Annotated in this window: 22 protein-coding genes and 1 pseudogene; 6 read left to right on the top strand and 17 right to left on the bottom strand. The window is 60.8% G+C overall.

Features of this window, described 5'->3' with window-relative positions:
* Positions 1-235 precede the first annotated feature (235 nt).
* Positions 236-1,006, top strand: a pseudogene (locus AC1RME_RS29490) (MCP four helix bundle domain-containing protein); the annotation flags it as partial.
* Positions 998-1,861 carry a methyl-accepting chemotaxis protein gene (locus AC1RME_RS29485; protein WP_493092120.1) on the top strand — a complete coding sequence of 288 codons (864 nt, stop codon included), beginning with the start codon at positions 998-1,000 and terminating at the stop codon, positions 1,859-1,861. The pseudogene AC1RME_RS29490 and the gene AC1RME_RS29485, both read left to right, overlap by 9 nt.
* Before the next feature lie 74 nt (positions 1,862-1,935).
* Here the strand turns inward: AC1RME_RS29485 and AC1RME_RS29480 are convergent, their stop codons facing one another.
* The 4 genes from AC1RME_RS29480 to AC1RME_RS29465 all read right to left on the bottom strand — a co-directional run bounded on the left by AC1RME_RS29480 (position 1,936) and on the right by AC1RME_RS29465 (position 4,867).
* Positions 1,936-2,343 (bottom strand): HvfA family oxazolone/thioamide-modified RiPP metallophore, encoded by a 408-nt coding sequence (locus tag AC1RME_RS29480; protein ID WP_096820884.1) that lies wholly within the window; start codon positions 2,341-2,343, stop codon positions 1,936-1,938.
* Between the two features lie 214 nt (positions 2,344-2,557).
* Complete coding sequence (locus tag AC1RME_RS29475) at positions 2,558-3,856, bottom strand: NAD(P)/FAD-dependent oxidoreductase (protein ID WP_096820885.1); 1,299 nt, start codon at positions 3,854-3,856, stop codon at positions 2,558-2,560.
* 66 nt (positions 3,857-3,922) lie between these two features.
* A complete protein-coding gene (locus tag AC1RME_RS29470) occupies positions 3,923-4,096 on the bottom strand; it encodes a DUF3094 domain-containing protein (protein ID WP_096820886.1) in 174 nt (57 codons plus the stop codon).
* 144 nt (positions 4,097-4,240) lie between these two features.
* Entirely contained in the window at positions 4,241-4,867 is a 627-nt protein-coding gene (locus AC1RME_RS29465; protein WP_493092119.1) for a DUF1780 domain-containing protein, read from the bottom strand.
* Between the two features lie 133 nt (positions 4,868-5,000).
* Between AC1RME_RS29465 and AC1RME_RS29460 the strand changes: the two genes are divergently transcribed.
* Entirely contained in the window at positions 5,001-5,690 is a 690-nt protein-coding gene (locus AC1RME_RS29460) for an energy-coupling factor ABC transporter permease (RefSeq protein ID WP_096820887.1), read from the top strand.
* Positions 5,691-5,755: 65 nt separating this feature from the next.
* Complete coding sequence (locus tag AC1RME_RS29455) at positions 5,756-5,971, top strand: hypothetical protein (RefSeq protein WP_096820888.1); 216 nt, start codon at positions 5,756-5,758, stop codon at positions 5,969-5,971.
* An 8-nt stretch (positions 5,972-5,979) separates the two neighbouring features.
* Here AC1RME_RS29455 and yacG read toward each other — a convergent pair whose 3' ends face one another.
* From yacG to pilB, 5 genes are read right to left on the bottom strand one after another with little or no spacing between them, the layout of a single operon-like run.
* Positions 5,980-6,180, bottom strand: a complete 201-nt coding sequence (gene yacG, locus AC1RME_RS29450; protein ID WP_096820889.1) for a DNA gyrase inhibitor YacG — start codon at positions 6,178-6,180, stop codon at positions 5,980-5,982.
* On the bottom strand, positions 6,177-6,800 hold the full coding sequence (gene coaE, locus AC1RME_RS29445; RefSeq protein ID WP_096820890.1) for a dephospho-CoA kinase: 624 nt from the start codon (positions 6,798-6,800) through the stop codon (positions 6,177-6,179). Before coaE ends, yacG begins: the two co-directional genes overlap by 4 nt.
* Positions 6,797-7,669, bottom strand: coding sequence for a prepilin peptidase (locus tag AC1RME_RS29440; RefSeq protein ID WP_273539013.1), 873 nt, complete (start codon positions 7,667-7,669; stop codon positions 6,797-6,799). The genes coaE and AC1RME_RS29440 overlap by 4 nt, the downstream gene beginning before the upstream one ends.
* A 1-nt stretch (position 7,670) precedes the next feature.
* Entirely contained in the window at positions 7,671-8,888 is a 1,218-nt protein-coding gene (locus AC1RME_RS29435) for a type II secretion system F family protein (RefSeq protein WP_493073027.1), read from the bottom strand.
* A 2-nt stretch (positions 8,889-8,890) separates the two neighbouring features.
* Positions 8,891-10,591, bottom strand: coding sequence for a type IV-A pilus assembly ATPase PilB (pilB, locus tag AC1RME_RS29430; protein ID WP_096820893.1), 1,701 nt, complete (start codon positions 10,589-10,591; stop codon positions 8,891-8,893).
* Positions 10,592-10,817: 226 nt separating this feature from the next.
* Between pilB and AC1RME_RS29425 the strand changes: the two genes are divergently transcribed.
* Both AC1RME_RS29425 and AC1RME_RS29420 read left to right on the top strand, forming a co-directional pair.
* Complete coding sequence (locus AC1RME_RS29425; RefSeq protein ID WP_096820894.1) at positions 10,818-11,258, top strand: pilin; 441 nt, start codon at positions 10,818-10,820, stop codon at positions 11,256-11,258.
* A gap of 298 nt (positions 11,259-11,556) precedes the next feature.
* On the top strand, positions 11,557-11,913 hold the full coding sequence (locus AC1RME_RS29420) for a BON domain-containing protein (protein ID WP_096820895.1): 357 nt from the start codon (positions 11,557-11,559) through the stop codon (positions 11,911-11,913).
* A gap of 167 nt (positions 11,914-12,080) precedes the next feature.
* On the opposite strand, the gene AC1RME_RS29415 is transcribed toward AC1RME_RS29420, so the two are convergent.
* The 8 genes from AC1RME_RS29415 to panB form a co-directional block, all read right to left on the bottom strand.
* The gene (locus tag AC1RME_RS29415) at positions 12,081-12,377 is read right to left on the bottom strand and encodes a DUF2845 domain-containing protein (protein ID WP_493073028.1); all 297 of its coding nucleotides are present in this window, start codon (positions 12,375-12,377) and stop codon (positions 12,081-12,083) included.
* Positions 12,377-15,328 (bottom strand): DUF748 domain-containing protein, encoded by a 2,952-nt coding sequence (locus AC1RME_RS29410; RefSeq protein ID WP_493092118.1) that lies wholly within the window; start codon positions 15,326-15,328, stop codon positions 12,377-12,379. Before AC1RME_RS29410 ends, AC1RME_RS29415 begins: the two co-directional genes overlap by 1 nt.
* Before the next feature lie 122 nt (positions 15,329-15,450).
* The gene (locus tag AC1RME_RS29405; RefSeq protein WP_096820898.1) at positions 15,451-16,467 is read right to left on the bottom strand and encodes a class I SAM-dependent rRNA methyltransferase; all 1,017 of its coding nucleotides are present in this window, start codon (positions 16,465-16,467) and stop codon (positions 15,451-15,453) included.
* A gap of 54 nt (positions 16,468-16,521) precedes the next feature.
* Positions 16,522-17,391, bottom strand: a complete 870-nt coding sequence (locus tag AC1RME_RS29400) for an oxygenase MpaB family protein (RefSeq protein WP_102621084.1) — start codon at positions 17,389-17,391, stop codon at positions 16,522-16,524.
* A 50-nt stretch (positions 17,392-17,441) separates the two neighbouring features.
* A complete protein-coding gene (gene acs, locus AC1RME_RS29395) occupies positions 17,442-19,379 on the bottom strand; it encodes an acetate--CoA ligase (protein ID WP_493092117.1) in 1,938 nt (645 codons plus the stop codon).
* Positions 19,380-19,493: 114 nt separating this feature from the next.
* The gene (gene pgi / locus AC1RME_RS29390) at positions 19,494-21,158 is read right to left on the bottom strand and encodes a glucose-6-phosphate isomerase (protein WP_096820901.1); all 1,665 of its coding nucleotides are present in this window, start codon (positions 21,156-21,158) and stop codon (positions 19,494-19,496) included.
* 358 nt (positions 21,159-21,516) lie between these two features.
* Positions 21,517-22,377, bottom strand: coding sequence for a pantoate--beta-alanine ligase (gene panC, locus AC1RME_RS29385; protein WP_493092115.1), 861 nt, complete (start codon positions 22,375-22,377; stop codon positions 21,517-21,519).
* On the bottom strand, positions 22,374-23,174 hold the full coding sequence (panB, locus tag AC1RME_RS29380) for a 3-methyl-2-oxobutanoate hydroxymethyltransferase (protein ID WP_096820903.1): 801 nt from the start codon (positions 23,172-23,174) through the stop codon (positions 22,374-22,376). The genes panC and panB overlap by 4 nt, the downstream gene beginning before the upstream one ends.
* Positions 23,175-23,391: the final 217 nt, after the last annotated feature.

Genomic DNA, 23,391 nt, shown 5'->3' with positions numbered 1-23,391 from the left:
GGGGTATAGCGCAGTCCGGTAGCGCGCCTGCTTTGGGAGCAGGATGTCAGGAGTTCGAATCCCCTTACCCCGACCATATTAAAAATCCTCGTATCGAAAGATACGGGGATTTTTTTTGCCCTCCAAAAATGTTTCATTCAAGTCATCGTACAACTTGCCGATAGCCCGCTAACGAAAAGGGGCTGCCGTCGATCGCCCCTTGAATCCGGCCAATACAAGAAAAAGGGCGTTCGTCATGTTGCTTCGTCAGTTGAATATTGCTCCCCGTGCCGCCCTGGGCTTTGCCCTGATCGCTGTGCTGGTGGCGTTGCTCGGCGTGTTTGCCCTGGGGCAGATGTCGAGCATCCGCGAGAGCGAAGTCGCCGTGGAGAATCAGTGGCTGCCGAGCATCCGCGGTGGTGACGAGATCCGCGAAATCATGCTGCGCATCCGCACCATCTCCCTGCGCATGGCCCTGGATCAGGACCCGAACAACGTCGCCACCTACCGCAGCCAGATGGACACCCGCGACAAGGAGTTGAGCGAAAAAATCGCCGCGTACGACCGACTGGTCACCACCCCGGAAGGCCAGCAGTTATACGATCAGTTCAAGAAAACCTTCGCGGCCTACCGCGCCGGCATCACTCAATCTTTCGCATTGGCTGAGCAAGGCAATCGTGACGAGCTGACCAAACTGCTGCTGGTCGACATGAAAACCGTGGTCGACGGCTCCGGCAAGCAACTCAACGACCTGGCAGATCTGTTCGCCAAACAGGTCGCCGCAGAAAGCCGCAACTCCGCCGCGCACTACGAAACCTCACGCACCATCGTCAGCCTGTTCATCGCACTGGCGGCATTGGCGACCGTGGCCCTGGCGATGCTGCTGACGCGCAGCATCGTTCGCCCCCTGAGCGTCGCTGTGGATGCTGCGGAAAACGTCGCAAGAGGCGATCTGACGCGTCCGATCGAGACCGATGGCAATGATGAGGTCAGCCGTTTGCTCAAGGCGCTGGCGACCATGCAACAGAACCTGCGTGAAACCCTGCAAGGCATCAACGGTTCGGCCACGCAACTGGCGACCGCCGCCGATGAACTCAATGCCGTCACGCTCGACAGCACCCAGGGCCTGCAACAACAGAACAACGAAATCGAACAGGCCGCCACCGCCGTCAACGAGATGACCACGGCGGTCGAGGAAGTCGCACGCAATGCAGTGTCGACCTCCGACGCGACGCGCCAGTCCAGCGAATCGGCGCATCTGGGGCAAGAGCGGGTCAGTGAAACCGCCAGCGCCATCAACGCGCTGGCCAGTGAGGTGCAACACACCGGCGAGTTGGTGCAATCACTGGCCAATCAATCTCAAGACATCGGCAAGGTGCTGGACGTGATCCGGGCGATCGCCGAGCAGACCAACCTGCTGGCGCTCAACGCCGCCATCGAAGCCGCGCGAGCCGGGGAGAGCGGACGCGGTTTTGCCGTGGTCGCCGACGAAGTCCGAGCACTGGCCTATCGCACGCAGCAATCGACCCAGGAAATCGAACAGATGGTGCAGGGCATGCGCAACGGCTCGAGCCGGGCACTGGAATCGATGCAGGCCAGTGCCTCGCGTGCGTCCACCACGCTGGTGCTGGCCGAACGGGCCGGTGAGGCGCTGCAAACCATCACCGCGTCGGTGCATGAGATCCACGAACGCAACCTGGTGATCGCCAGCGCCGCCGAAGAGCAGGCGCAAGTCGCGCGGGAAGTGGATCGCAACCTGGTGAATATTCGTGACCTGTCGGTGCGTTCGGCGGCCGGCGCCGATCAAACCAGCGCTTCCAGTCATGAGCTATCGAAACTGGCCAATGCATTGCAGGGCATGGTGCGACGCTTCCAGCTGTAATCCCGGCAGACGTAAAAAAGCCGCGCTCCTCGTGAGAGAAAGCGCGGCTTTGTTTTGTCGGGACAGAATGAAAATCAGGCACCGTCCTGGTCTTTCAGGTGTTCGAACAGGCCTTTCGGCATTTTCTTGCCGTTGGCTTCGAAGTTGGCTTTGACGTTGTTGTAAGCCTCTTGCTCGTCGATGAAGCCGTCATGGTTGGTGTCGATCTTGTCGAAGTCGGACTTCGGCGCAACCTTCAGGAACTCGGCGCGCGAGACTTTGCCGTCGCCATCGGTGTCGGTCTTGGCCATCGACGCGTCGCCGCATTTGCCTTCACCGCATTTGCCTTCCGGGGTTTTCACCGAGGTTTCAGCCGAGGCAACCATGTAGCCCTGGGCCAGCGGTTGTGCGGCGAACACCGAGCCGGACAGCATCAGGCCGCCAGCCAGTACGGCACCGACCAGGCCAAGGGAGGTTTTGCCAATTTTCGAAGTGCGGGTCATTTCATTCTCCTTCGGTTGCGCTGCGCAACCACACGTTAAGGGTGATCAGCCGGAGCAGGTGTGCTCGGGTGTGGCCATTAAGCGGTGGCGGTGTATCGCGTCTGTGTCGAGGAGCGGGGGCGTTTGTAAGCGAAGGTGGGGAAAGCGGGGGGCAGATACAGTAAAAGACAAAACCCTGTGGGAGCGAGCAGGCCCGCCCCCACAGCGTTTTACATCAGTGCAGCTTCAGGCGCGGCTCGGTGCCGCGTCCGATCTTGCTGCCCAGCATCAGCATGGCGGTGCGGAACGGACCGTACAGCGCCATCTGGTGCATGCGGTACAGCGACACGTAAAACATCCGCGCCAGCCAGCCTTCGAGCATCACGCTGCCGGTCAGGTTGCCCATCAAGTTACCCACAGCCGAAAAACGCGACAGCGAAATCAGCGAGCCGTAGTCGGTGTACTTATACTCCGGCAGGGTCTTGCCTTCGATCCGCAGTTTCAGCGACTTGGCCAGCAGCGACGCCTGTTGGTGCGCAGCCTGGGCCCGTGGCGGAACGTTGCGATCCGAGCCCGGTTGCGGGCAGGCGGCGCAGTCACCGAAGGCGAAAATGTTTTCGTCGCGGGTGGTCTGTAAGGTCGGCAGCACTTGCAGCTGGTTGATGCGGTTGGTTTCCAGGCCATCGATGTCTTTGAGGAAACCCGGCGCGCGGATCCCGGCAGCCCAGACTTTCAGGCTGGCCTTGATCTCGTTGCCATCGGCGGTGATCAGGCTGTCTGCGGTGACCTGGCTGACCGACGCGTTGGTCATCACATTGACCCCGAGTTTTTCCAGAGTCTTGTGCACTGGCCCGCTGATACGTTCCGGCAGGGCTGGCAGCACCCGTGGCCCGGCTTCGATCAGGGTGATGTGCATGTTTTCCGGTTTGATCCGGTCCAGACCGTAGGCCGCCAGCTCATGAGCGGCGTTGTGCAGCTCGGCCGCCAGTTCGACGCCCGTGGCGCCGGCGCCGACGATAGCCACGCTGATCTGCTGGACCACATCGGTTTGCCCGGCGTGAGCACGCAGATAGTGATTGAGCAATTGCTGGTGGAAACGCTCGGCCTGTTTGCGGGTGTCGAGGAACAGGCAGTGCTGCGCTGCGCCCTGGGTACCGAAATCGTTGGTGGTACTGCCGACCGAGATCACCAGCGAGTCGTAGGGCACTTCCCGCGCCGGCACCAGTTCCACGCCGTTTTCGTCGTAGGTGGCGGCGAGCTGAATTTTCTTCTGCTCACGATCGAGCCCGCTCATGCGCCCCAGCTGGAACTCGAAGTGGTTCCATTTGGCCTGGGCGACATAGTTGAGTTCGTCTTCGGAGGAGTTCAGCGATCCGGCGGCCACTTCGTGCAACAGCGGTTTCCAGATGTGCGTGAGGTTCGCGTCGACCAGCATGATGCTGGCAGTGCCGCGTTTGCCCAGAGTCTTACCCAGACGGGTAGCCAACTCCAGACCGCCGGCGCCGCCGCCGACAATGACAATACGATGGGACATGGGAATAGCTCGCAAGGTTTTTAAAGGAAATCGTTGTCGTCGTAACCCGAGCGAGCGCGATGCAGCTCATAGCGTCAGGTAACTGATAAATCGGCTCAACAGGCCCAGACCAATGGTCACTGCCAGCACCACCACCAGGAGCATCCACGGCCGGAATGGCCGGCGCTCGACACGGTGTTGGGACAACTGCAGGTACTCTTCGACATGCTTCTGGTCATCGGGGTTCAGGCGGCTGGTCATATGAGGCCTCGTCAGGGATAGACGTTGCTGAATGCGCAGACGTTACAGCGGTTTGCCTGCGAGCGTTGAACGGCGCATGTCATCCGGGCGAATGATTGCGCTTTTGTAACATCCGGCCAGTGTTTGCGCCATCCTGCTTAGGGATTACAGGCTGATCCCGACATCGAACACGATGCTGCGACCCAGGTTGCTGCGCAGGAAATCCGGTGCATCGGGGTGGGCGAACAAGACGCGGGCGAACGTCGGTCCGACCAGTGACAGCGAGCGCCAGCCCTGTCGCAAATATTCGGTGGGCGGAGGAAAGTGGCTGTTGAGGTCGAGCACTTCGCGCTTGAGGCTGGCGAAGGCGATGATGTCCAGTTCGCCCAGGTCCATGCCGCGTTCCTTGTAGTTGTGCGCTTTCTTGCGCAAGGTCGGCGCCAGCCTGAGCAGAAATTCATTGGCCTGAATCCGCCGTGGCTTGGCCTCGCGGCGCACCAGTTGGCTCAGGGAAAAGGCGCTGCGTCGACGTTGCAGCTCATCGCGCCATTCATCGTTGAGGCGGCGGCCTTCGTCGAGAACGAAAAACACCTCAAAGTTGGCATCGCGAAACAACACGTCCGGTGGCTCGCCGGCCGGGGCGAATTCGTCGGCGCGATACGGAATATTCAGGCCTTGCAGCAGGCGCTGGCAGACCCAACGCTCACGCTCCCATTTGCGGGCATTGGACAGGAACGCGTTGGCTTGCTCGGCCGCGATGGTCAGCAGGCGTAAATAATCTGAGTCATCCATAGGCCCAAGCTTAGCGTTCAATTGCGACAAGCAGAAAGCTTTGCATCGGCAGTTTCACCTGGGTGGCGGTGTAGACTTCGACACAGGAGCGCCAATCAAAGGAGTCTGCGGTGCGAATGAAGGTGATGGGATCATGATCGGTGCAGAACTGCTGTCATCGACAAGTCTGACCCTTGGCTGGCTGATCTACCTGCCCGTGCTGCTCTGGGCGATCTGCCGCTCGCCGTGGGTCGAATTGTTCAGCGACAGCCGTCGTCAGCACTTGCTGTTCGGCACCGTGTTCGCGCTGTTTCTGTTGTGGATGGTGCGCAGGGATTTCGACACGGGTGTGTCGTATCACTTCATTGGCATGACCGCCGTGACGTTGCTGCTCGACTGGCCGTTGGCGATTGTGGGCGGGCTGGTGGCGCAGATCGGGCTGGTCCTGCTGGGACGCCAGGATCTGGCGGCGGTCGGGGTCAACGGTGCGTTGCTGATCCTGCTGCCGGTGCTGATCACCGAGGGCGTGGCGATCCTGGTCGAGCGGGCGCAACCGCGTAATCCGTTTGTGTATATCTTTTGCTCCGGCTTCTTCGCGGCGGCCTTGTCGGCGCTGTCATGCCTGGTGCTGAGCCTGACCTTGCTCTGGTACGACGGCCTCTTCGCCATGCCCGAATGGCTGGAAGATTTCATCGGTTACCTGTGGCTGCTGATTTTTCCGGAAGCGTTCATCAACGGTATGGTGATCAGCGCACTGGTGGTGTTCAGCCCGGAATGGCTGGAGACCTTCAACCGCACCCGCTACCTTTCGGCGCCCTGGAAGGACGACGATCCCAAGTCTTGATCTACATCAAATCCACCCCATGCGCGGCATTTCATGCTCGGCCAAATCCCTTCAGGAGCAGCGGCATGAGTGTTTACGAGTGGGCGAGGCAGGAAACCCGGCAAAGTCTGGAGATGGCGCAGGAGGTGGGGTTCGATCCTGGATTGAGCCTGCGCGCCTTGCTCAGTGCCGTGGTGCAGCAGAGCAAGGCGGTGCGCAACGCCGAAGACCTGGCCGACGAGTTGCGCTTTCTGGCAGAAAACCTCGACGACAATCAGGACTACGGCTTCATGCGGCCCTGATCAGAGGATCAGTGGCGCGGGTCGAAGTCGCCGGAAAACAGTTCGTCCTCGGCATCCGGGGCGACCGGGATCTTGTGTTCTTCCGACGCCCAGGCGCCGAGGTCGATCAGTTTGCAGCGGTCCGAGCAGAACGGCCGGAATTTGTTCTCGGGGGTGAATTCCACCGGGGCGCCGCAGGTCGGGCATTCAACGGTCGGGATCGGGCTCATGACTGGCCTCCAGATAAAGTCAGGTAAAAGTGATGCAGGCGCTCGACCTCGCCGTGCAGCCAGGCGAGGTCGCGGTCGTTGACCACCACATCGTCGGCGCGGCTGACGCGGTCTTCGCGGCTGGATTGAGCCTTGAGGATGGCCTGGACCTGCTGTTCGCTGGTCTGGTCACGCTGCAAGGTGCGTTCGATCTGCAGTTGCTGCGGAGCATCGATCACCAGGATCCGCTGGGTCATCGCGTACTGTCCGGACTCGATCAACAGCGGCGAAACCAGAATCGCGTAAGGCGATTTTGCCAGCGCCAAGTGATGGGCGATTTCCTCGGCGATCAGCGGATGCAGCAGCGCTTCGAGCCAGCGGCGTTGCTCCGGTACTTCGAAGATCAGCTTGCGCAACGCTGCGCGATCCAGCGTGCCATCGGCCTGCAGGACATCCGGACCGAAGTGCTCGGCGATTTTTGCCAGCGCCGGGCGCCCCGGCTCAACCACCCAGCGTGCCGCATGATCGGCGTCCACCACATGGATGCCGAGGTCGATGAAGTGCTGGGCGGCTGCGCTTTTTCCGCTGCCGATGCCGCCGGTCAGGCCGAGAATCCAGGGTTTTTCCACAGGGGTATTCATTTCAAACCGACAAACTGCCAATAGAAGTCGGTTATTTGACCACCCCAGAGCAAGGCAATCCAGCCGGCAATTGCCAGATACGGCCCGAAGGGGATTGGCGTCGAGGTTTTCTGGTCGCGCAGCTTGAGCATAATCACCCCGAGCACGGCGCCCACCAGCGAGGACAGCAGGATGGTCAGCGGCAGAATCTGCCAGCCACCCCAGGCCCCGAGCAGCGCCAGCAACTTGAAATCACCGTGACCGATGCCGTCCTTGCCGGTGAGCAGCTTGAACAGCCAGAACACCGACCACAGCGCCATATAACCGGCCACTGCCCCCCACAACGCGTCGTGCAGTGAGACGAACAGGCCGAAGCTGTTGACGATCAATCCCAGCCACAGCAGCGGCAGCACCAGCACGTCGGGCAACAGCTGATGCTCGGTGTCGATCAGACTCATCGCCAGCAAGCCCCAGGTCAGGACGATCATCAGACAGGCCGGCCAGCCAAAACCCAAATGCCAGGCGATGAACGCCGACAGCACGCCGCAGGCCAGTTCGGTCAACGGATAACGCTTGCTGATCGGCGCCGCGCATGACGAGCAGCGGCCGCGCAAAAACAGGTAGCTGAGCAGCGGAATGTTTTCCCACGCACGAATGCGGTGGGCGCAATGCGGGCACTGCGAGTGCGGCAGCATCAGATTGTAGACCGGCAGCGGCGTTTCGACGGGCAGCCCGAGCACGTCGTGGGCCTGCTGGCGCCATTCGCGTTCGAGCATTTTCGGCAGGCGCCAGATCACGACATTGAGGAAGCTTCCGACCACCAGCCCGAGCACCAGAGCGGTGAAGACAAAGGCCAGCGGATAGAGGGCGAAGAGTTCGTCGATGGGCATGTCAGATCGCTGAGCCGAGTTGGAAGATCGGCAGGTACATGGCCACGACCAGCCCGCCGACGATCACCCCGAGTACCACCATGACGAAAGGCTCCATCAGGCTGGTGAGGTTGTCGACCATGTTATCCACTTCTTCCTCGTAGAACCCGGCAACCTTGTCGAGCATATCGTCCAGGGCGCCGGACTCTTCGCCGATGGCGGTCATCTGCACGGCCATGTTCGGAAAGATTCCGGTGGTGCGCATCGAAAAGTTCAGTTGCATGCCGGTGGCCACGTCCTGGCGAATGCGCAGCACCGCACGTTTGAACACCACGTTGCCGGTGGCCCCGGCAACCGAGTCCAGCGCTTCGACCAGCGGCACGCCGGCGGCAAACGTGGTCGACAGGGTTCGGGCGAAACGGGCCACGGCGGACTTGTACATCATGGTGCCCACCAGCGGCAGTTTCAGCAGCCAGGTATCACGCCGGTCACGCAGGGCCTGGGATTTCTTCAGGGCATGGCGGGTGCCGAAAAACGCCGCGACCAGCACGCCGAGAATCGCCCACCACCACTGCTGCATGAACTCCGAGAGGCCGATCACCATCAGGGTGAACGCCGGCAGTTCGGCACCGAACCCGGAAAACACCGACTGGAACTGCGGCACCACTTTCACCAGCAGAATCCCGGTGACGACCGCCGCCACCAGGATCACGGCGGTGGGGTAGGTCATGGCTTTCTTGATCTTGGCCTTGAGGCTTTCGCTTTTTTCCTTGTAGGTCGCTACGCGTTCCAAAAGGGTATCGAGGGCGCCGGATTGCTCGCCGGCATCGACCAGGTTGCAATACAACTCGTCGAAGTATTGCGGTTTCTTGCGCAGGGCCGCAGCGAAGCTGTTACCGGCGGCGACTTCCTGTTTCACCTCGTCCACCAGTTTGCGCATCGCCGGGTTTTCAAAACCTTCGCCGATGATGTCGAACGACTGCAGCAACGGCACGCCGGCCTTCATCATGGTTGCCATCTGCCGGGTGAAGAGGGCGATGTCCAGCGGCTTGATGCGTTTGCCGAAATTCAGCAACGACGCGGATTTCTTGCGCACCTTGCCGGGGTTGATGCCCTGCTTGCGCAACTGTGCCTTGATCAGCGCGGGGTTTTGTCCGCTCAACTCGCCGGTGATCCTGCTGCCTTTCTTGTCCGTGCCTTCCCAGGCATAGACGCTGATTTTCGCTGCCTTGACGGCCATGTTCAGTCCTTGGTGACCCGGTTGATTTCTTCAAGGCTGGTGATGCCTTGCATCGCCTTGATCAGTCCCGAGGTGCGCAGGTCGTTGAAGCCGTCCAGGCGCATCTGGCTGTCGATTTCCAATGAGTTGCCCTCGGCCATGATCAGCCGTTGCAGCTCGGGGGTGTTTTTCACTACTTCATAAATCCCGGTGCGTCCCTTGTAGCCGCCGTTGCATTGATCGCAACCGGCGGGCTCATAGATCGTGAAACTGCCGATGCGTTCCTCGGGGAAGCCTTCCTTGAGCAAGGTTTCGCGGGGAATCTCGATGGGTTTCTTGCAGTGGCTGCAGAGTTTTCGCGCCAGACGCTGGGCGATGATCAGGCTGACCGACGTGGCGATGTTGAAGCCGGGAATGCCCATGTTGTGCAAGCGGGTGAGTGTCTCCGCGGCGCTGTTGGTGTGCAGCGTGGAGAGCACAAGGTGACCGGTCTGCGCTGCCTTGATGGCGATTTCCGCAGTCTCGAGATCGCGGATCTCGCCGACCATGATCACGTCCGGGTCCTGACGCAGGAACGAGCGCAGGGCCTGGGCGAAGTCCAGCCCCTGCTTAGGATTGACGTTGACCTGATTGATGCCTTCCATGTTGATCTCCACCGGGTCTTCGGCAGTGGAGATGTTGATGTCGACGGTATTGAGAATGTTGAGCCCGGTGTACAGCGACACGGTCTTGCCGGAACCGGTGGGACCGGTGACCAGGATCATGCCTTGTGGTTGCTTCAGGGCAGCGAGGTACAGGTCTTTCTGCTCCGGCTCGTAGCCGAGGGCGTCGATGCCTATCTGCGCGCTGGACGGGTCGAGGATCCGGATCACCACTTTCTCGCCCCACAGGGTTGGCAAGGTGTTGACCCGGAAATCGATCGACTTGCTCTTCGACAGGCGCATCTTCAGTCGCCCGTCCTGAGGTTTGCGGCGTTCCGAAATGTCGAGGCTGGCCATGACCTTCAGGCGTGCGGCGATGCGCCCGGCGAGTTGAATCGGCGGCTTGGCCACTTCGCGCAGGATGCCGTCGGTACGGACCCGAACCCGATAGTTTTTCTCGTAGGGTTCGAAGTGCAGGTCGGAGGAGCCGCTTTTGATCGCATCCAGCAGCATCTTGTGGACGAACCTCACCACCGGCGCATCGTCGGCGTCCAGCCCACCGATGGCGTCCTGCTTGCTGTCATCGATGGACTCGACGTCCAGCCCGTCGAGGTCGACATCGGCCATGTCTTCCAGGCCGGAGGCGTGGGTGTCGAAGAACTTCTCGATGGCGTCGGTGAGCTTGTCGTCCTCCACCAGAATCGCTTCGGTGGTCAGCCCGGTGCTGAACTGAATATCGTTGATTGCCTGATGATTGCTCGGGTCGGAAATCCCCACGAACAACTTGTTGCCGCGCCGCCACAGGGGCAGCGCGTGGTGCTGGCGCACCAGTTTTTCGCTGACCAGGCCCTTGGGCTGGGTTTCCTTGTCCAGGCAGTTGAGATCGAGGAACGCCATGCCGAAATGCTCCGAGGCGATCTCGGCAACCTGCGAACTCTTCACCAGTTTGTTCTGTACCAGATAGCTGACCAGCGACAGGCGATTGCGCTGGGCCTGCTGCCAGGCTTGCTGGGCGCTTTTTTCCGTGAGCAGTTCGGCCTGTACCAATTGCTTGGCCAGACCGCTCAGAGCGATGTCATTCATGGGAATCCCGGATGCAGACAGTTCATGACTTATAGCCTAGTCAAGTGACAGCGCCAAACGGCCTCGGTGCAGGTGACAAAAAGTGTCAGATAGTGCGGTTACAGGTTGTAGGAAACACCGCGATAGCGTGATCGCGCCCAGACTGCGCGGGTACGGGCGCCTTGGCACGGGCTGTGCTGAGTCCTGTTCAGATCATGAGATTCCGACTCATGCATGGAGCGTGTCTATGAAGAAACAACAAGGTTTCACTCTGATCGAGCTGCTGATCGTCGTGGCGATCATCGGCATCCTGGCCACCATCGCGTTGCCGCAATACACCAAGTACCAGGCACGGTCGAAGGTGACGGCAGGGCTGGCGGAAATCAGCGCCCTCAAAGTGCCGTTCGAGGACACCATTAATCAAGGTACCGACCCGACCCTGTTACTGGTGGCCGGTAACGCGGCAGCCACCACCTCCAACTGCACGTTGGCGGCGTCGGGCACGGCTTCGACAGGGGCCGGCACGATCACCTGCACGCTGGTGAACGCACCAGGCCCGGTACTGGGCAAGACCATCACGCTCTCCCGCACGGGTGCTGCTACCGGCAACACCGCCGGTGTCTGGAGTTGCGCCTCCACGGTCAACCCGGACTACGCGCCTAAAGGTTGCCCGGGCAGCGGTGCCTGACCGGCGAGCCAGGCGTCATGAAATGCCCCGCTTTGCGGGGCATTTTCTTTTGCCCGGCACTTCACAAAAGCTTCAATCATTTCAGCGTGTTAGGAACTTTTCCAAAAGCCGCAACTTGCATGCAGATAATTCGAACGTCATGCAATTTGCATGATTCCGAAAATGTTCATGATTTATAACTTATTGATTTATAAAGAATTATTTTCTTTTGAAAACTTGGCACAGCGTTCGCAATATCTCCAGTAACCCTGCTGACAAGACACGCAGCAGACTTTCCAGAAAAACAGGAGTTACTCGTATGAAGAAGTTCGCTATCACTGCCGCTGCTGCTACCGCGCTGACCCTGACCATGGCCACCGGCGCATTCGCACAATCCACTCAGGCAACCCAGGCGCCAATGACCCTGGCCGCCGGTGAAATGACCAAGGCGAAAGAGGCCACTTCCGACACCTGGATCACCACTAAAGTCAAAAGCGACCTGGTTACCGAAAAAGGCATTCCAGGCACTGATATCAAAGTAGAAACCAACAAAGGCGTCGTTTCCCTGTCTTCGACCGTTGCCATCACCGAAGCTCAGAAAACCACCGCCGTGGCCATCGCCAAGAAAATCAAAGGCGTGAAAGCGGTCTCCGCTGACGGCCTGAAAGCCGAGTAAGGCAAGACTTCTCGCCTGGACCGGGAGAAGACGCGACAGGCGGGCCGAGTCATACGTCTGCCGCACTTTAGAGTTCATGCGAACGGCCACAGGGAGTGGCCATTACAGGCCCCGGCATTCGTGTCGGGGCCTGTTCTATTTCAGGGACGGGAAAACCAATGGGGAGGTCAGTTACCGCGTTTGCTGTTGATCTGCCGCAGGCGATTGCCTTCAAAGCGCAGGTATTGGTACATGCCGTTGCTCGGGCCGTAGGTCCATTCCTCGACCTGAAACTCTTCCCGGCGATTGGCGCTGCGCTTGTAGCCCAGCACGTCACGGCTGACCGGTTCACCGCACTTTTGCAGCACCTCGCTGGAACGGTCACCAAGGCTGACCAACTGACTGCCGCAGCGCAGCGTATCGGACGCCGAGGCCTGGCTGGCGATGAGCGCCAGCACTATTGCCGCCAGCCATTGGCTGTTCATCACTCGGCGTCCAGATGCATTTGCGTCACCACGCGGCCGTCGCTCTCCGCTTCGCCGAGATTGGCGTCGATGAAGTACACGCGGTCGTCGGCCAGTTGGCCTTTGTCCACCAGATAATCTTTGATGCTGCTGGCACGGTCCTGACCCAGTTGGCGCAGCAGCACATCGCTGGAGCTCCAGAACTTGATCACGTCCGCACGCATTTTCGCGGTGCGCTCTTCCTTGCCCAGATCTTTCCATTCAGCCGGCGGCTGGGTTTTCAGACGAGTGCGGTAGATGCCTTCGAGCAGCGGGCCTTTTTCGTCATCCGGGACCTGGATCAGTGATGCCTGAGCCGGCACCTTGTCGCCACGGCGCTGCAGCATCTTGTAGTAGTTGTACTGGTATTCACGTTCCAGACGCTGTTCGGCAATCAGCGGGCCGTCGCTGCTTTGGGCAGCGGTGCCTTCGATTTCCAGGCGCAGGGCCGGACGTTCCTTCAAGGCCTGGGACAGTTTGACCAGCGCGGCTTCGGCGTCCTTGTTCAGTTCGCTGGAACCCGGTGCGAATGACACTGTGCCGAGGTCTTCGGAACCGCCCCCGTTGATCAGCCCGCCAATCATCTTGAACGGTGCGGCGGCGGCTTTGACGACCAGATTGCGCAGGGTCTGCCAGATAATCGGCATCACGCTGAATTGCGGGTTATTGAGGTCGCCGGTGACAGGCAGCTCGATGGAAATCTTGCCGTCCACGTCCTTGAGCAACGCAATCGCCAGTTTCAGCGGCAGGCTCACGGCATCCGGGCTGTCGACTTTCTCACCCAGTTGCAGCTGCTCGACCACCACTTTGTTCTCGGCCTTGAGCTGGCCCTTGGTGATCAGGTAGTGCAGGTCGAGATTGAGCCGGCCCTTGCGGATCCGGTAACCGGCGAACTTGCCGGAGTAGGGCGTCAGGGTGGTCAATTCGACCCGTTTGAAACTGGTGGCGATGTCGAGGCTGGCCATCGGATCGAACGGGTTGACCGCGCCCTTGATGGTCACCGGCGCATAGCGGTCGACCTTGCCTTTGACGTCGACGCTGGCGGGTTTCGCCTGACGGCTGTCGATGGTGCCGATCTGGCCGTTGAGCTGCTGGACTGCGGTGGCGAAATTCGGGGTCAGGCTGAAGTCGGCGAAGTTGGCCGAGCCGTCATTGATCGCGATACCGCCGATATGAATGCCCAGCGGTTTCGAGTTGCCGGCTGGTTTGGCCGCTGCGGTTTTCGCCCCGGAATCGGCAGGTTGCGGAATCAGCAAGTCGTCGATGTTGGTGGTGCGGTCATCGTTGATCATGAACCGCACATACGGCTGGAACAGGTTGATCTTGTCGATCGACAGGTTGTCGCCGTGCTGATAGTTCAGGCCTTCGACCACCACTTGCTGCCACTTGAGGAAGTCGCGGGTCTTCAAGGTGTCGAGGGTGTGCAACTGATCGACCTGGGCGCGACCGGTGACACTGAGTGCCAGAGGTGTGACGCTTTTCAGATTCACTTTCAGATCGCTGCCGAGCATGCCGCTGCGCAGTTCCAGGCGAATGAACGGGTTGATGTAGGACTGGGCGACGCGAAGGTCGATGTCCTGCGTCTTCACGTTGAGTTGGGCCGTGACCGGTGCCAGATTGACCACGCCGTCGGCGCTGATCTTGCCTTGCTTGCCCAGGCCGGTGTCCAGTTTGACGTTGAAGGGCGAGCCGTTGAGGCTGTCGAAATTCTGCAGGTCGAGGTTCAGCGGCGTGACATCCAGCGTGACTTCCGGCTTCGCCGAGCGGTCGGCCAGATGCACTTTGTAGTCACGCAGTTGCACGTCCTTGAGCAGCACCTGCCACGGTTTGCCCGGTGCGGCCGGTTCCGGTTTCGGTGAGTCGGCAGCCGCCGGCGTGCTTTTCGGTTCCGCCGCCGCCTTGGCGGCCGGTTTCGACGGCTGACTGGCGAACAGTTTCTGCCAGTCCAGTTGCCCGTCCGCCTCAAGGGCGGCCCAGGTTTCGAGTTTCTGGCTGCGGATCTTGCCGACCACCACTTGCTGTTTGGCCAGGTCCACCGTGGTTTCGCTGACGTCGAGGCGGTCGAGTTTCGCCAGCGGGCGCCCGTCCGGGGCCTTGATCGCAAACGGCGCAACACTGACCGAGACGTTGCTCAACAGCAATTCGGTTTCCTTGGACAGGTTGAGCTTGTAGTCGGTGCTCAGGCTGACCACGCCGTTTTCCAGCACCAATGGCACGGCGTCGCGCACGTAGGGCCAGAAGGCTTTCATCTGGCCATCGGTGACTTTGAGCGTGCCTTCGGAGGCGATCGGGATCAGGCTGAAGTTGCCTTTCCAGTCGATCTGTCCACCGGCCGGGCCGATGGCGACCAGGGTCATGTCGGCGTTGTCGTCGGGCAGGGTGCTGAGGTTGTTCAGTTCGAAATCGAGCTTGTCGTAGAGGAACTCGATCGGTTCGCTCGGGCGTGCATCCTCGAAATGCACGTTGCCGCCGGCCAGTTTGATCCGGTCGATGCGCAGCGGAAACGGTTTGGCATTCGGATCGGCCGGCGTCGGTTCACTGGCCGGCAACTTGAACAGACCCAACAGATTGAGTTTGCCGTCCTGGGCGAACAGGACTTCGGTCTTGGGTTTGTCCAGTTCGATGTCGGACAGGTGCAGCGCTTTTGTCCACAGGCTGTCGAGTTGCAGGTTGGCGTACAGGCGTTCGAAACCGACCTGTTCCTTGCCTGGCTCGCCGATGACCAGGCCCCAAAGCGTAACTTCGAGGCTGAACGGATTGAGTTCGATACGCTGAATGTGCGCAGGCACCGTCGCGTAGTTGGCCAGTTGCTGGTTGGCGACCCGGAGCGCAATGCCCGGCAAAATCAGAAACCCCAGCAGGCTGTAGAGGGCCAGAGCGGTCAACAAGGCGCCAATCGCGCGAATCAATCCTTTGGGCATGTGCGGCTTCATCTGTCTGAATCGGAGTGCCTTGGAGTATGGCACGCGATTCCGGTTCCGAAGTAATAGCCTGTGATCAGGATTGTTCAGATTTTTCTGTGGGAAATTTCCTGCGCGACTTTAGAGCCAGAAAATCAGAGCTGAAGAATCAGGGTCTTCAGCGGCGGTTGTTGATCCAGCGAAGGGAAGTCGGCACCCGGCGTCATCACACTCCATTCGCGTACCGGGCGCCCGGCTTTCTCGGCGCAGCGCAGCACCTGTTCGCGCCAGTCGTCCATGCTGACTTTCGCCAGGTTGTTGCAGCAGATCAGCACGCCATTGTCGGCAGTGGTCAGCAAGGCTGGCTTGAGCAGGCTTTGATAATCACGCAGCAGATCGACCGTGCCGAACGCACTTTTGGCCCACGCGGGAGGGTCGAGCAGCACCAGATCGTATTGGCGCTGTTCGAGGCGCTGATAGCTCGGCAGTTTCTGCCCGCGACGCTGACTGATCGGCAGACCGGCCAACTGGCGGATCGCCGGGAAGTAGTCGGACTGGATGAACTCCATGGTTGGCAGTTGCGGATTGAGCAAGCCGTTCTCGCGGCCGACCGCCAGATTGCCCTCGGCGAAGTCCAGGTTGCATACCTCGCGGGCACCGCCGGCGGCCGCACTGAGACCGACGCCACAGGTGTAGGCGAACAGGTTGAGCACGCTTTTGCCCTTGGCGTGATCCTTGACCCAGCCGCGGGTGTTGCGCAGGTCGAGGAACAGCAGCGGATCCTGTCCGGCGTGGCGCCCGCGCACACGGTAGTTCAGGCCCCATTCGTGGCCGACCAGATCAACCAACGCAGCATCGTCGGCGCGGTAGACGCTGTCTTCACGATCGATGCGTGAGTTGCCACGGGAGCGGTCGTTGTAAACCAGCAAGGTTTGCAATCCCAGCGTTTCATTCACCGTGGCGTGCAGTTGCAGCAGGTCGGCGAGTTCCAGCGTCTGGTGGAAACTCTGCACCATCAGTTGCGGGCCGTAGCGGTCGATAGTCAGGCCGCCGGCACCTTCCTGGCTGCCGTGGAACAGGCGATAGCAGTCGGTGCCCTGGCGGTGCAGCTCGGCGAGCAGATCCTGGCGTTGATCGAGGGCGGCGCGCAGCGCCTGATTCAGGGAAGACATGCTTGCGCCTTGCTGGAGGGAATCGGGGCGCGGGAGTTTAGCAGTTACTGAGCTTCAGCTCAGCCCCATCCGCCGCTGGGCCCGCTGAACCGATCCATTGCGCATCGCCCAGCGCAGCATTGGCGCGCTGCGTTTGACGCTGGCGCGGATCAACTGGCGTTGCAGCGGGTTCTGGCGGGCATCCAGCATGTCGCTGGCCCAGTCCGGCAGCAGGTCGATCCCGGCCTTCATCATCAGGTCGCCAAACGGCCGCGCCAGAACGCTGGGTGCCGGGGCATCGAGCAACAGGCGCAGGACTTCGCGGCTGCGCTCGTCACACAGCAACTGCGGACGCATGCGCTGCAGGTAATCGGCCACGGCCTGGCGCGACTTCGGCACATCCCGGGCACCCAGTCGTTCAGCGACCACGGCGATCTCCGCGTAGTAACGATCCTGGTCTACCGGCGACAACTGCGGGTTGCGGTAACGCAAATGGGCGGCGAGAAAATTGCTGACTTCGGCCACGTGCACCCAGGTCAGCAGATCCGGATCGCTGGCCGCATAAGGCCGGCCATCCGGCGCGGTGCCGACGACTTGCAGGTGAATGGTGCGGACTTTTTCGATCAGCCATTCGGCGTCCCGTTTCGAGCCGAACGTAGTGCCGGAGACAAACTGGCTGGTACGGCGCAAGCGGCCGAGCATGTCCTGGCGAAAGTTCGAGTGGTCCCAGACGCCGGCCAGTGCCAGTGGGTGCAAGGCTTGCAGCAACAAGGCACTGATGCCGCCGATCAACATGCTGCTGAAGTCGCCGTGCACTTGCCAACTGATCGAGTCCGGGCCGAACAGGCCGGGATCGCCCTTGGGGTTTTCCAGATCGAGCTGGCCGAGGGAGAGACCGGTCAGGCTCATGAGTTGGTTTTCGATACGGCTGCGGATGAATTCCATGGCAACTCAGTGATGAAGGGCGGCGCGGCCGGTTGACCGCGCCCATGATTCTACTGGTTAAGGCGCTTGTCGATCAGCCCCTGCACCACGCTCGGGTCGGCCAGGGTCGAGGTGTCGCCGAGGCTGTCGAGTTCGTTGCAGGCAATCTTGCGCAGGATCCGCCGCATGATCTTGCCCGAACGGGTTTTCGGCAGGGCCGGGGCCCACTGGATCAGGTCCGGTTTGGCGAAACTGCCGATCTCCTTGCTGACGTGGGCCAGCAGTTCCTTTTTCAGTTCGTCGTTGGGTTCGGCACCGTTCATGGGCGTGACGAAGGCATAGATGCCCTGGCCTTTGACGTCATGGGGATAACCGACCACGGCGGCCTCGGCAATGCTGTCGTGCAGCACCAGCGCGCTCTCGACCTCGGCGGTGCCGATGCGGTGGCCGGAGACATTGATCACGTCGTCGATGCGCCCGGTGATCCAGTAGTCGCCGTCCTCGTCGCGGCGGGCGCCGTCGCCGGTGAAGTAGTAGCCGGGGTAGGGCTTGAAGTAGGTGTCGACCATGCGCTGCGGATCACCGTAGACGCTGCGGATCTGCGCCGGCCAGCTCGACTTGATCGCTAGCACGCCGCTGCCGGCGCCTTTGATTTCCTTGCCATGCTCATCGAGCAGCACCGGTTGCACGCCGAACATCGGTTGGGTGGCGCAGCCCGGTTTGATCCGTTGGGCGCTGACCAGCGGGCTGAGCATGATGCCGCCGGTTTCGGTCTGCCACCAGGTATCGACTATCGGGCAGCGCTGTTCGCCTACGACGTTGAAATACCATTCCCACGCTTCCGGGTTGATCGGCTCACCGACGCTGCCGAGCAATCTGAGGCTCTGTCGCGACGTTTCCTGCAAGGGACCTGCTCCTTCGCGCATCAGTGCGCGCAGGGCAGTGGGGGCGGTGTAGAAGATGTTGACCTTGTGTTTGTCGATCACCTGCCAGAACCGCGACGTGCTTGGGTAGCTTGGTACGCCTTCGAAGATCAGCGTCGTCGCGCCGTTGGCCAGCGGGCCATAGACGATGTAACTGTGGCCGGTGACCCAGCCGACGTCGGCGGTACACCAGAACACTTCGCCATCGCGGTAGTCGAGGACGTACTTGAAGGTCATCGCCGCTTGCAGCAGGTAACCGCCGGTGGTGTGCAGCACGCCCTTGGGTTTGCCGGTGCTGCCGGAGGTGTAGAGGATGAACAGCGGATCTTCGGCGTCCATCGGTTCCGGAGGGCAATCGTCGCTGACGTCGCGCACGGCCTGGTGATACCAGAGGTCGCGGCCTTCGACCCAGTCAATCTTGTTCTGGGTGCGCTCGACTACTACGACGGTGCTGACGTCCGGGCAACTCTGCAGGGCCTTGTCGACATTCTGTTTCAGCGGCACGAACTTGCCACCGCGCACGCCCTCGTCGGCGGTGATCACGGTGCGGCAGTCGGCGTCGAGAATGCGGTCGCGCAACGAGTCCGGGGAGAAACCGCCAAACACCACCGAGTGAATCGCGCCGATCCGCGTGCAGGCGAGCATGGCGTAGGCCGCTTCGGGGATCATCGGCATGTAGATGCACACCCGATCGCCTTTCTTCACGCCACGGCTTTTCAGCACGTTGGCCAGGCGGCAGACGTGGTGATGGAGTTTGTTGTAGGTGATTTGCGTCGATTCGGCAGGGTCGTCGCCTTCCCAGAGAATGGCGGTCTGATCGCCGCGCTTTTCCAGGTGACGGTCGATGCAGTTGTAGCTGACGTTCAGTTTCGCCCCGGCAAACCAGGAAGCCTCGCCGGTCTTCAGGTCATAGCGCTGGACGGTCTGCCACGGCGTGCTCCAGTCGAGGAAGCGCGTGGCCTGTTCGGCCCAGAAGGTGCTGGGGTGTTCAATGGATTCGCGGTACAGGCGATGGTAGTCGTCCTGACTCAACTGGGCAGCCCGGCGGACGGCATCGGCTTTGGGGAACGTGCTGATATCGAACATGACGGTTCCTTATTCTTGTTATGCGACAAGGATAAAGATGCGCCGAGAGCGGGGAGGGTTCAAGACCCGTAAACAAACACCCCCTCATGGCGAGGGGGTGTGTTCAGTGCAGGATCAGCCGCGGTGACGGCCGCGGAAGTAGTTGATCAGGCCCTGGGTGGAAGCATCTTCGGCGGCCGTTTCTTCGCTGCCGACCAGGCGGTTGTAGACGCCCTTGCCCAGTTCCTTGCCCAGTTCCACGCCCCACTGGTCGAAGGCGTTGATGCCCCAGACCACGCTTTGCACGAAGACTTTGTGTTCGTACATCGCCACCAGTGCGCCGAGACGACGCGGGCTGATGCGCTCGACCACGATGGTGTTGCTCGGACGGTTGCCCGGGATCACCTTGTGCGGTGCCAGTTTCTGCACTTCGGCTTCGCTCATGCCTTTGTCGCGCAGTTCGGCTTCGGCTTCCGGCAGGGTCTTGCCGAGCATCAGTGCCTGACTCTGGGACAGGCAGTTGGCGTACAGCCACTGATGGTGGTCGGACACCGGGTTGAAGCTGACGATCGGCACGATGAAGTCGGCCGGGATCAGTTGGGTGCCTTGGTGCAGCAACTGGTGGTAAGCATGCTGACCGTTGCAACCTACGCCACCCCAGATCACCGGACCGGTATCGGTCGACACCGGGGTGCCGTCCTGACGTACGCTCTTGCCGTTGGATTCCATGTCCAGCTGTTGCAAGTGCTTGGTGATGTTACGCAGGTAGTGGTCGTACGGCAGGATCGCGTGACTCTGCGCGCCCCAGAAGTTGCCGTACCACACGCCGAGCAGGGCCAGCAGCACCGGCATGTTCTGTTCGAACGGCGCGCTCTGGAAATGCTGGTCCATGGTGTAGGCACCGGACAGCAGTTCCTTGAAGTTGGACATGCCGATGGCCAGGGCAATCGGCAGGCCGATGGCCGACCACAGCGAGTAACGACCGCCGACCCAGTCCCACATCGGGAAGATGTTCTCTTCACGGATACCGAACGCCACAGCTGCCGCGTTGTTGCTCGATACGGCGATGAAGTGACGATACAGCTCGGCTTCCGAACCGCCCTGAGCCAGGTACCAGGCACGCGCGGCCTGGGCGTTTTTCAGGGTTTCGAGGGTGTTGAACGACTTCGACGAAACGATGAACAGCGTGGTCTCAGCGCGCAGTTTTTGCGTCAGCTCGTGGAATTCGCTGCCGTCGATGTTTGCCAGGTAATGGCAACGCACGCCTTTCTGGGCGTAGGACAGCAGGGCTTCGGAGACCAGCTCAGGGCCGAGGAAGGAACCACCGATGCCGATGTTCACCACGTCAGTGATCGGCTTCTCGGTGTAACCGCGCCACAGACCGTCGTGGATACGGCCCACGAGATCGGTGATCTGGTTCAGCACCTTGTGTACTTCAGGCATCACGTTGACGCCGTTGACCGACAGCTTGTCGCCGACCGGGCGACGCAGGGCGGTGTGCAGCGCCGGGCGGCCTTCGGAGGAGTTGACGATTTCGCCGTCGAACAGCGCCTTGATCGCGCCCTTGAGATCGACTTCATTGGCCAGGCCCACCAGCAGGTTGCGGGTCTCGGCGTTGATCAGATTCTTCGAATAGTCGAGAAACAGTCCGCAGCTGCTGAGGGTGAACTGATTGAAGCGCTGCGGATCGGCGTTGAAGGCTTCGCGCATGCTGAAATCCTGCATGGCTTGGCGGTGGTCTTTCAACGCTTGCCAGGCAGGCAGAGCGGTAACGTCATGAGGAGTGCGGTAGTACGCCATCGCTGCGGTTTTCCTTTTTACTTGAACGGCCTTTTGAACACTGAAAAGACCTCCCCGCCATGTTTGGGCGAGGGGGCAACTGCGTCGACACGATTACACGGGCGCAGGGCGAATACAGTAAACCTAGCGCTGCGATCTGTCTTGGCTTCTTCTGACCTGTTACCTGTACTTTTTTAACATCGATAACAGCAGACGCCGACAGACGGCGGGTAATACGAGCAAGTCCCTGCTTTTCGCGCGCAGTGGATCGGCGGGCAGTTTGCCCGATGGTCTGGTGGTCAGCAATACGGTTTGGAAGGGGAGGTGACACGAATGTGAGAGCGAGCAGGCTCACTCTCACATTCTGATATTGCGGTGCTCAGGCGGGGGTATCGAGATTCAGGTGCAGGTTGTCGATCAACCGGGTGGTGCCGAGGAACGCAGCCACCAGAATCACCAGGTCACGATCTTCCGCCGTCGCCGGACGCAGGGTCAGGGCGTGGCGGATTTCCAGGTAGTCCGGACGCAGGCCGGCGCTTTCCAGCTGTTGCCGCTGTGCCTGGATCAGGGCCGGGAAGTCGCGCTCGCCCTGCTTGATCGACTCGGCGATGCTGCTCAGGGCGCGATAGACCACGGGCGCCACGGCACGTTGTTCCTCGCTGAGGAAACCGTTGCGCGACGACAGCGCCAAGCCGTCGGCGGCACGCACGGTCGGCTCGCCAATGATCTGGATCGGCATGTTCAGGTCATGCACCAGCGCACGGATCACCGCCAGTTGCTGGTAGTCCTTCTGACCGAAGATCGCCAGATCCGGCTGAACCATGTTGAACAGTTTGCTGACCACGGTCGCCACGCCTTCGAAGTGCCCCGGACGGCTGGCACCGCACAGGCCTTCGGACAAGTGCGGCACGCTGACCCGAGTCTGGCCGGCCATGCCGTCGGGGTACATCTCTTCGACGGTCGGGGCGAACAGCAGGGAGCAGCCGGCTTCCAGCAGCTTTTCCTGATCCGCCGCCAGGGTGCGCGGGTATTTGTCGAGGTCTTCGCCGGCGCCGAACTGCAGCGGGTTGACGAAAATGCTCGCGACCACGAAGTCCACTCGCTGCCTGGCCTTGGTGATCAGTGCGATGTGGCCGCTGTGCAGGTTGCCCATGGTCGGCACGAAGCCGATGCGCTTGCCTTCGCTGCGGGCGCGCGCCACGGCAGCGCGCAGTTCACGTACGGTTTTAACGGTGTTCATGCAGAGAATCCGTGTTCGATCCCAGGGAAAGTGGCGGCTTTGACTTCGCTGACGTACGCCTTCAATGCGGACTGGATGCTGTCCTGACCCTGCATGAAGTTCTTGACGAATTTCGGTACGCGGCCGCTGATCGACAGGCCGAGCATGTCGTGCAGCACCAGGACCTGACCGTCGGTGTCGGCGCCGGCGCCGATGCCGATCACCGGGATTTTTACTGCGCTGGTGATTTCGGCAGCCAGTTCGCTCGGCACGCATTCCAGCAGCAACATGGCCGCGCCGGCCTGCTCCAGGGAAATCGCGTCGGCGCGCATCTGGCGTGCCTGGTTTTCGTTGCGACCCTGCACTTTATAGCCACCGAGAATGTTCACGGCTTGCGGGGTCAGGCCCATGTGGGCGCAGACCGGAACGCCACGTTCGGCCAGCAGGCGGATCGACTCCGCCAGCCACAGCGCGCCTTCGACCTTGACCATGTGTGCGCCGGCCTGCATCAGCATGGCGCTGTTGGTCATGGTTTGTTCAAGGGTGGCGTTGGCCATGAAAGGCAGGTCGGCCAGGATCAGGGCGTCGGTGTTGCCGCGCTTGACGCTGGCGGTGTGGTAGGCCATTTCCGCAATGGTCACCGGCAGGGTGCTGTCGTGACCTTGCAGGACCATGCCGAGGGAGTCGCCCACCAGCAGCACTTCGACACCGGCCTCGTTGCAGGCGTGGGCGAAGGTCGCGTCATAGCAGGTCAGCATGGTGATCTTTTCACCTTTCTGCTTGAGGCTCTGGAGCGTGGTCAGGGTGATGGCTGGCATGTAAGAAATCCTCGTTCAGGCGCTTTGGAAACTACTGCGAGTAACGCGCGTGATTCGTCATCTACTCAGGCGCACGCTCTTTTGTCGTGCTTATAAGGCCTGGATTGCGCCCTTGTATGCCGGGTTGGCGGCAGCGGGACGCCTATAGTCGTGATGAGGCCTCAGGAAGTCAATTGCATGTGTTACCGCATTGTTACGACGGGAGTGTTACCGGCGT

This window comes from Pseudomonas sp. GW822-FHT03F08 (assembly GCF_058801265.1).
This window is presented reverse-complemented; position numbering and strand designations above follow the sequence as displayed.

What these genes read in the sequence shown, in the direction of transcription:
- pilB (WP_096820893.1), bottom strand. Translation starts at nt 10,591, where the DNA reads ATGAATGACATCGCTCTGAGCGGTCTGGCCAAGCAATTGGTACAGGCC.
- coaE (WP_096820890.1), bottom strand. Translation starts at nt 6,800, where the DNA reads ATGAATACCCCTGTGGAAAAACCCTGGATTCTCGGCCTGACCGGCGGC.
- pgi (WP_096820901.1), bottom strand. Translation starts at nt 21,158, where the DNA reads ATGGCGTACTACCGCACTCCTCATGACGTTACCGCTCTGCCTGCCTGG.
- AC1RME_RS29415 (WP_493073028.1), bottom strand. Translation starts at nt 12,377, where the DNA reads ATGAACAGCCAATGGCTGGCGGCAATAGTGCTGGCGCTCATCGCCAGC.
- yacG (WP_096820889.1), bottom strand. Translation starts at nt 6,180, where the DNA reads ATGAGCCCGATCCCGACCGTTGAATGCCCGACCTGCGGCGCCCCGGTG.
- AC1RME_RS29460 (WP_096820887.1), top strand. Translation starts at nt 5,001, where the DNA reads ATGATCGGTGCAGAACTGCTGTCATCGACAAGTCTGACCCTTGGCTGG.
- AC1RME_RS29470 (WP_096820886.1), bottom strand. Translation starts at nt 4,096, where the DNA reads ATGACCAGCCGCCTGAACCCCGATGACCAGAAGCATGTCGAAGAGTAC.
- panC (WP_493092115.1), bottom strand. Translation starts at nt 22,377, where the DNA reads ATGAACACCGTTAAAACCGTACGTGAACTGCGCGCTGCCGTGGCGCGC.
- AC1RME_RS29480 (WP_096820884.1), bottom strand. Translation starts at nt 2,343, where the DNA reads ATGACCCGCACTTCGAAAATTGGCAAAACCTCCCTTGGCCTGGTCGGT.
- AC1RME_RS29455 (WP_096820888.1), top strand. Translation starts at nt 5,756, where the DNA reads ATGAGTGTTTACGAGTGGGCGAGGCAGGAAACCCGGCAAAGTCTGGAG.
- AC1RME_RS29425 (WP_096820894.1), top strand. Translation starts at nt 10,818, where the DNA reads ATGAAGAAACAACAAGGTTTCACTCTGATCGAGCTGCTGATCGTCGTG.
- AC1RME_RS29440 (WP_273539013.1), bottom strand. Translation starts at nt 7,669, where the DNA reads ATGCCCATCGACGAACTCTTCGCCCTCTATCCGCTGGCCTTTGTCTTC.
- AC1RME_RS29400 (WP_102621084.1), bottom strand. Translation starts at nt 17,391, where the DNA reads ATGGAATTCATCCGCAGCCGTATCGAAAACCAACTCATGAGCCTGACC.
- acs (WP_493092117.1), bottom strand. Translation starts at nt 19,379, where the DNA reads ATGTTCGATATCAGCACGTTCCCCAAAGCCGATGCCGTCCGCCGGGCT.
- AC1RME_RS29435 (WP_493073027.1), bottom strand. Translation starts at nt 8,888, where the DNA reads ATGGCCGTCAAGGCAGCGAAAATCAGCGTCTATGCCTGGGAAGGCACG.
- AC1RME_RS29475 (WP_096820885.1), bottom strand. Translation starts at nt 3,856, where the DNA reads ATGTCCCATCGTATTGTCATTGTCGGCGGCGGCGCCGGCGGTCTGGAG.
- AC1RME_RS29465 (WP_493092119.1), bottom strand. Translation starts at nt 4,867, where the DNA reads ATGGATGACTCAGATTATTTACGCCTGCTGACCATCGCGGCCGAGCAA.
- AC1RME_RS29485 (WP_493092120.1), top strand. Translation starts at nt 998, where the DNA reads ATGCAACAGAACCTGCGTGAAACCCTGCAAGGCATCAACGGTTCGGCC.
- AC1RME_RS29420 (WP_096820895.1), top strand. Translation starts at nt 11,557, where the DNA reads ATGAAGAAGTTCGCTATCACTGCCGCTGCTGCTACCGCGCTGACCCTG.
- panB (WP_096820903.1), bottom strand. Translation starts at nt 23,174, where the DNA reads ATGCCAGCCATCACCCTGACCACGCTCCAGAGCCTCAAGCAGAAAGGT.
- AC1RME_RS29410 (WP_493092118.1), bottom strand. Translation starts at nt 15,328, where the DNA reads ATGAAGCCGCACATGCCCAAAGGATTGATTCGCGCGATTGGCGCCTTG.
- AC1RME_RS29405 (WP_096820898.1), bottom strand. Translation starts at nt 16,467, where the DNA reads ATGTCTTCCCTGAATCAGGCGCTGCGCGCCGCCCTCGATCAACGCCAG.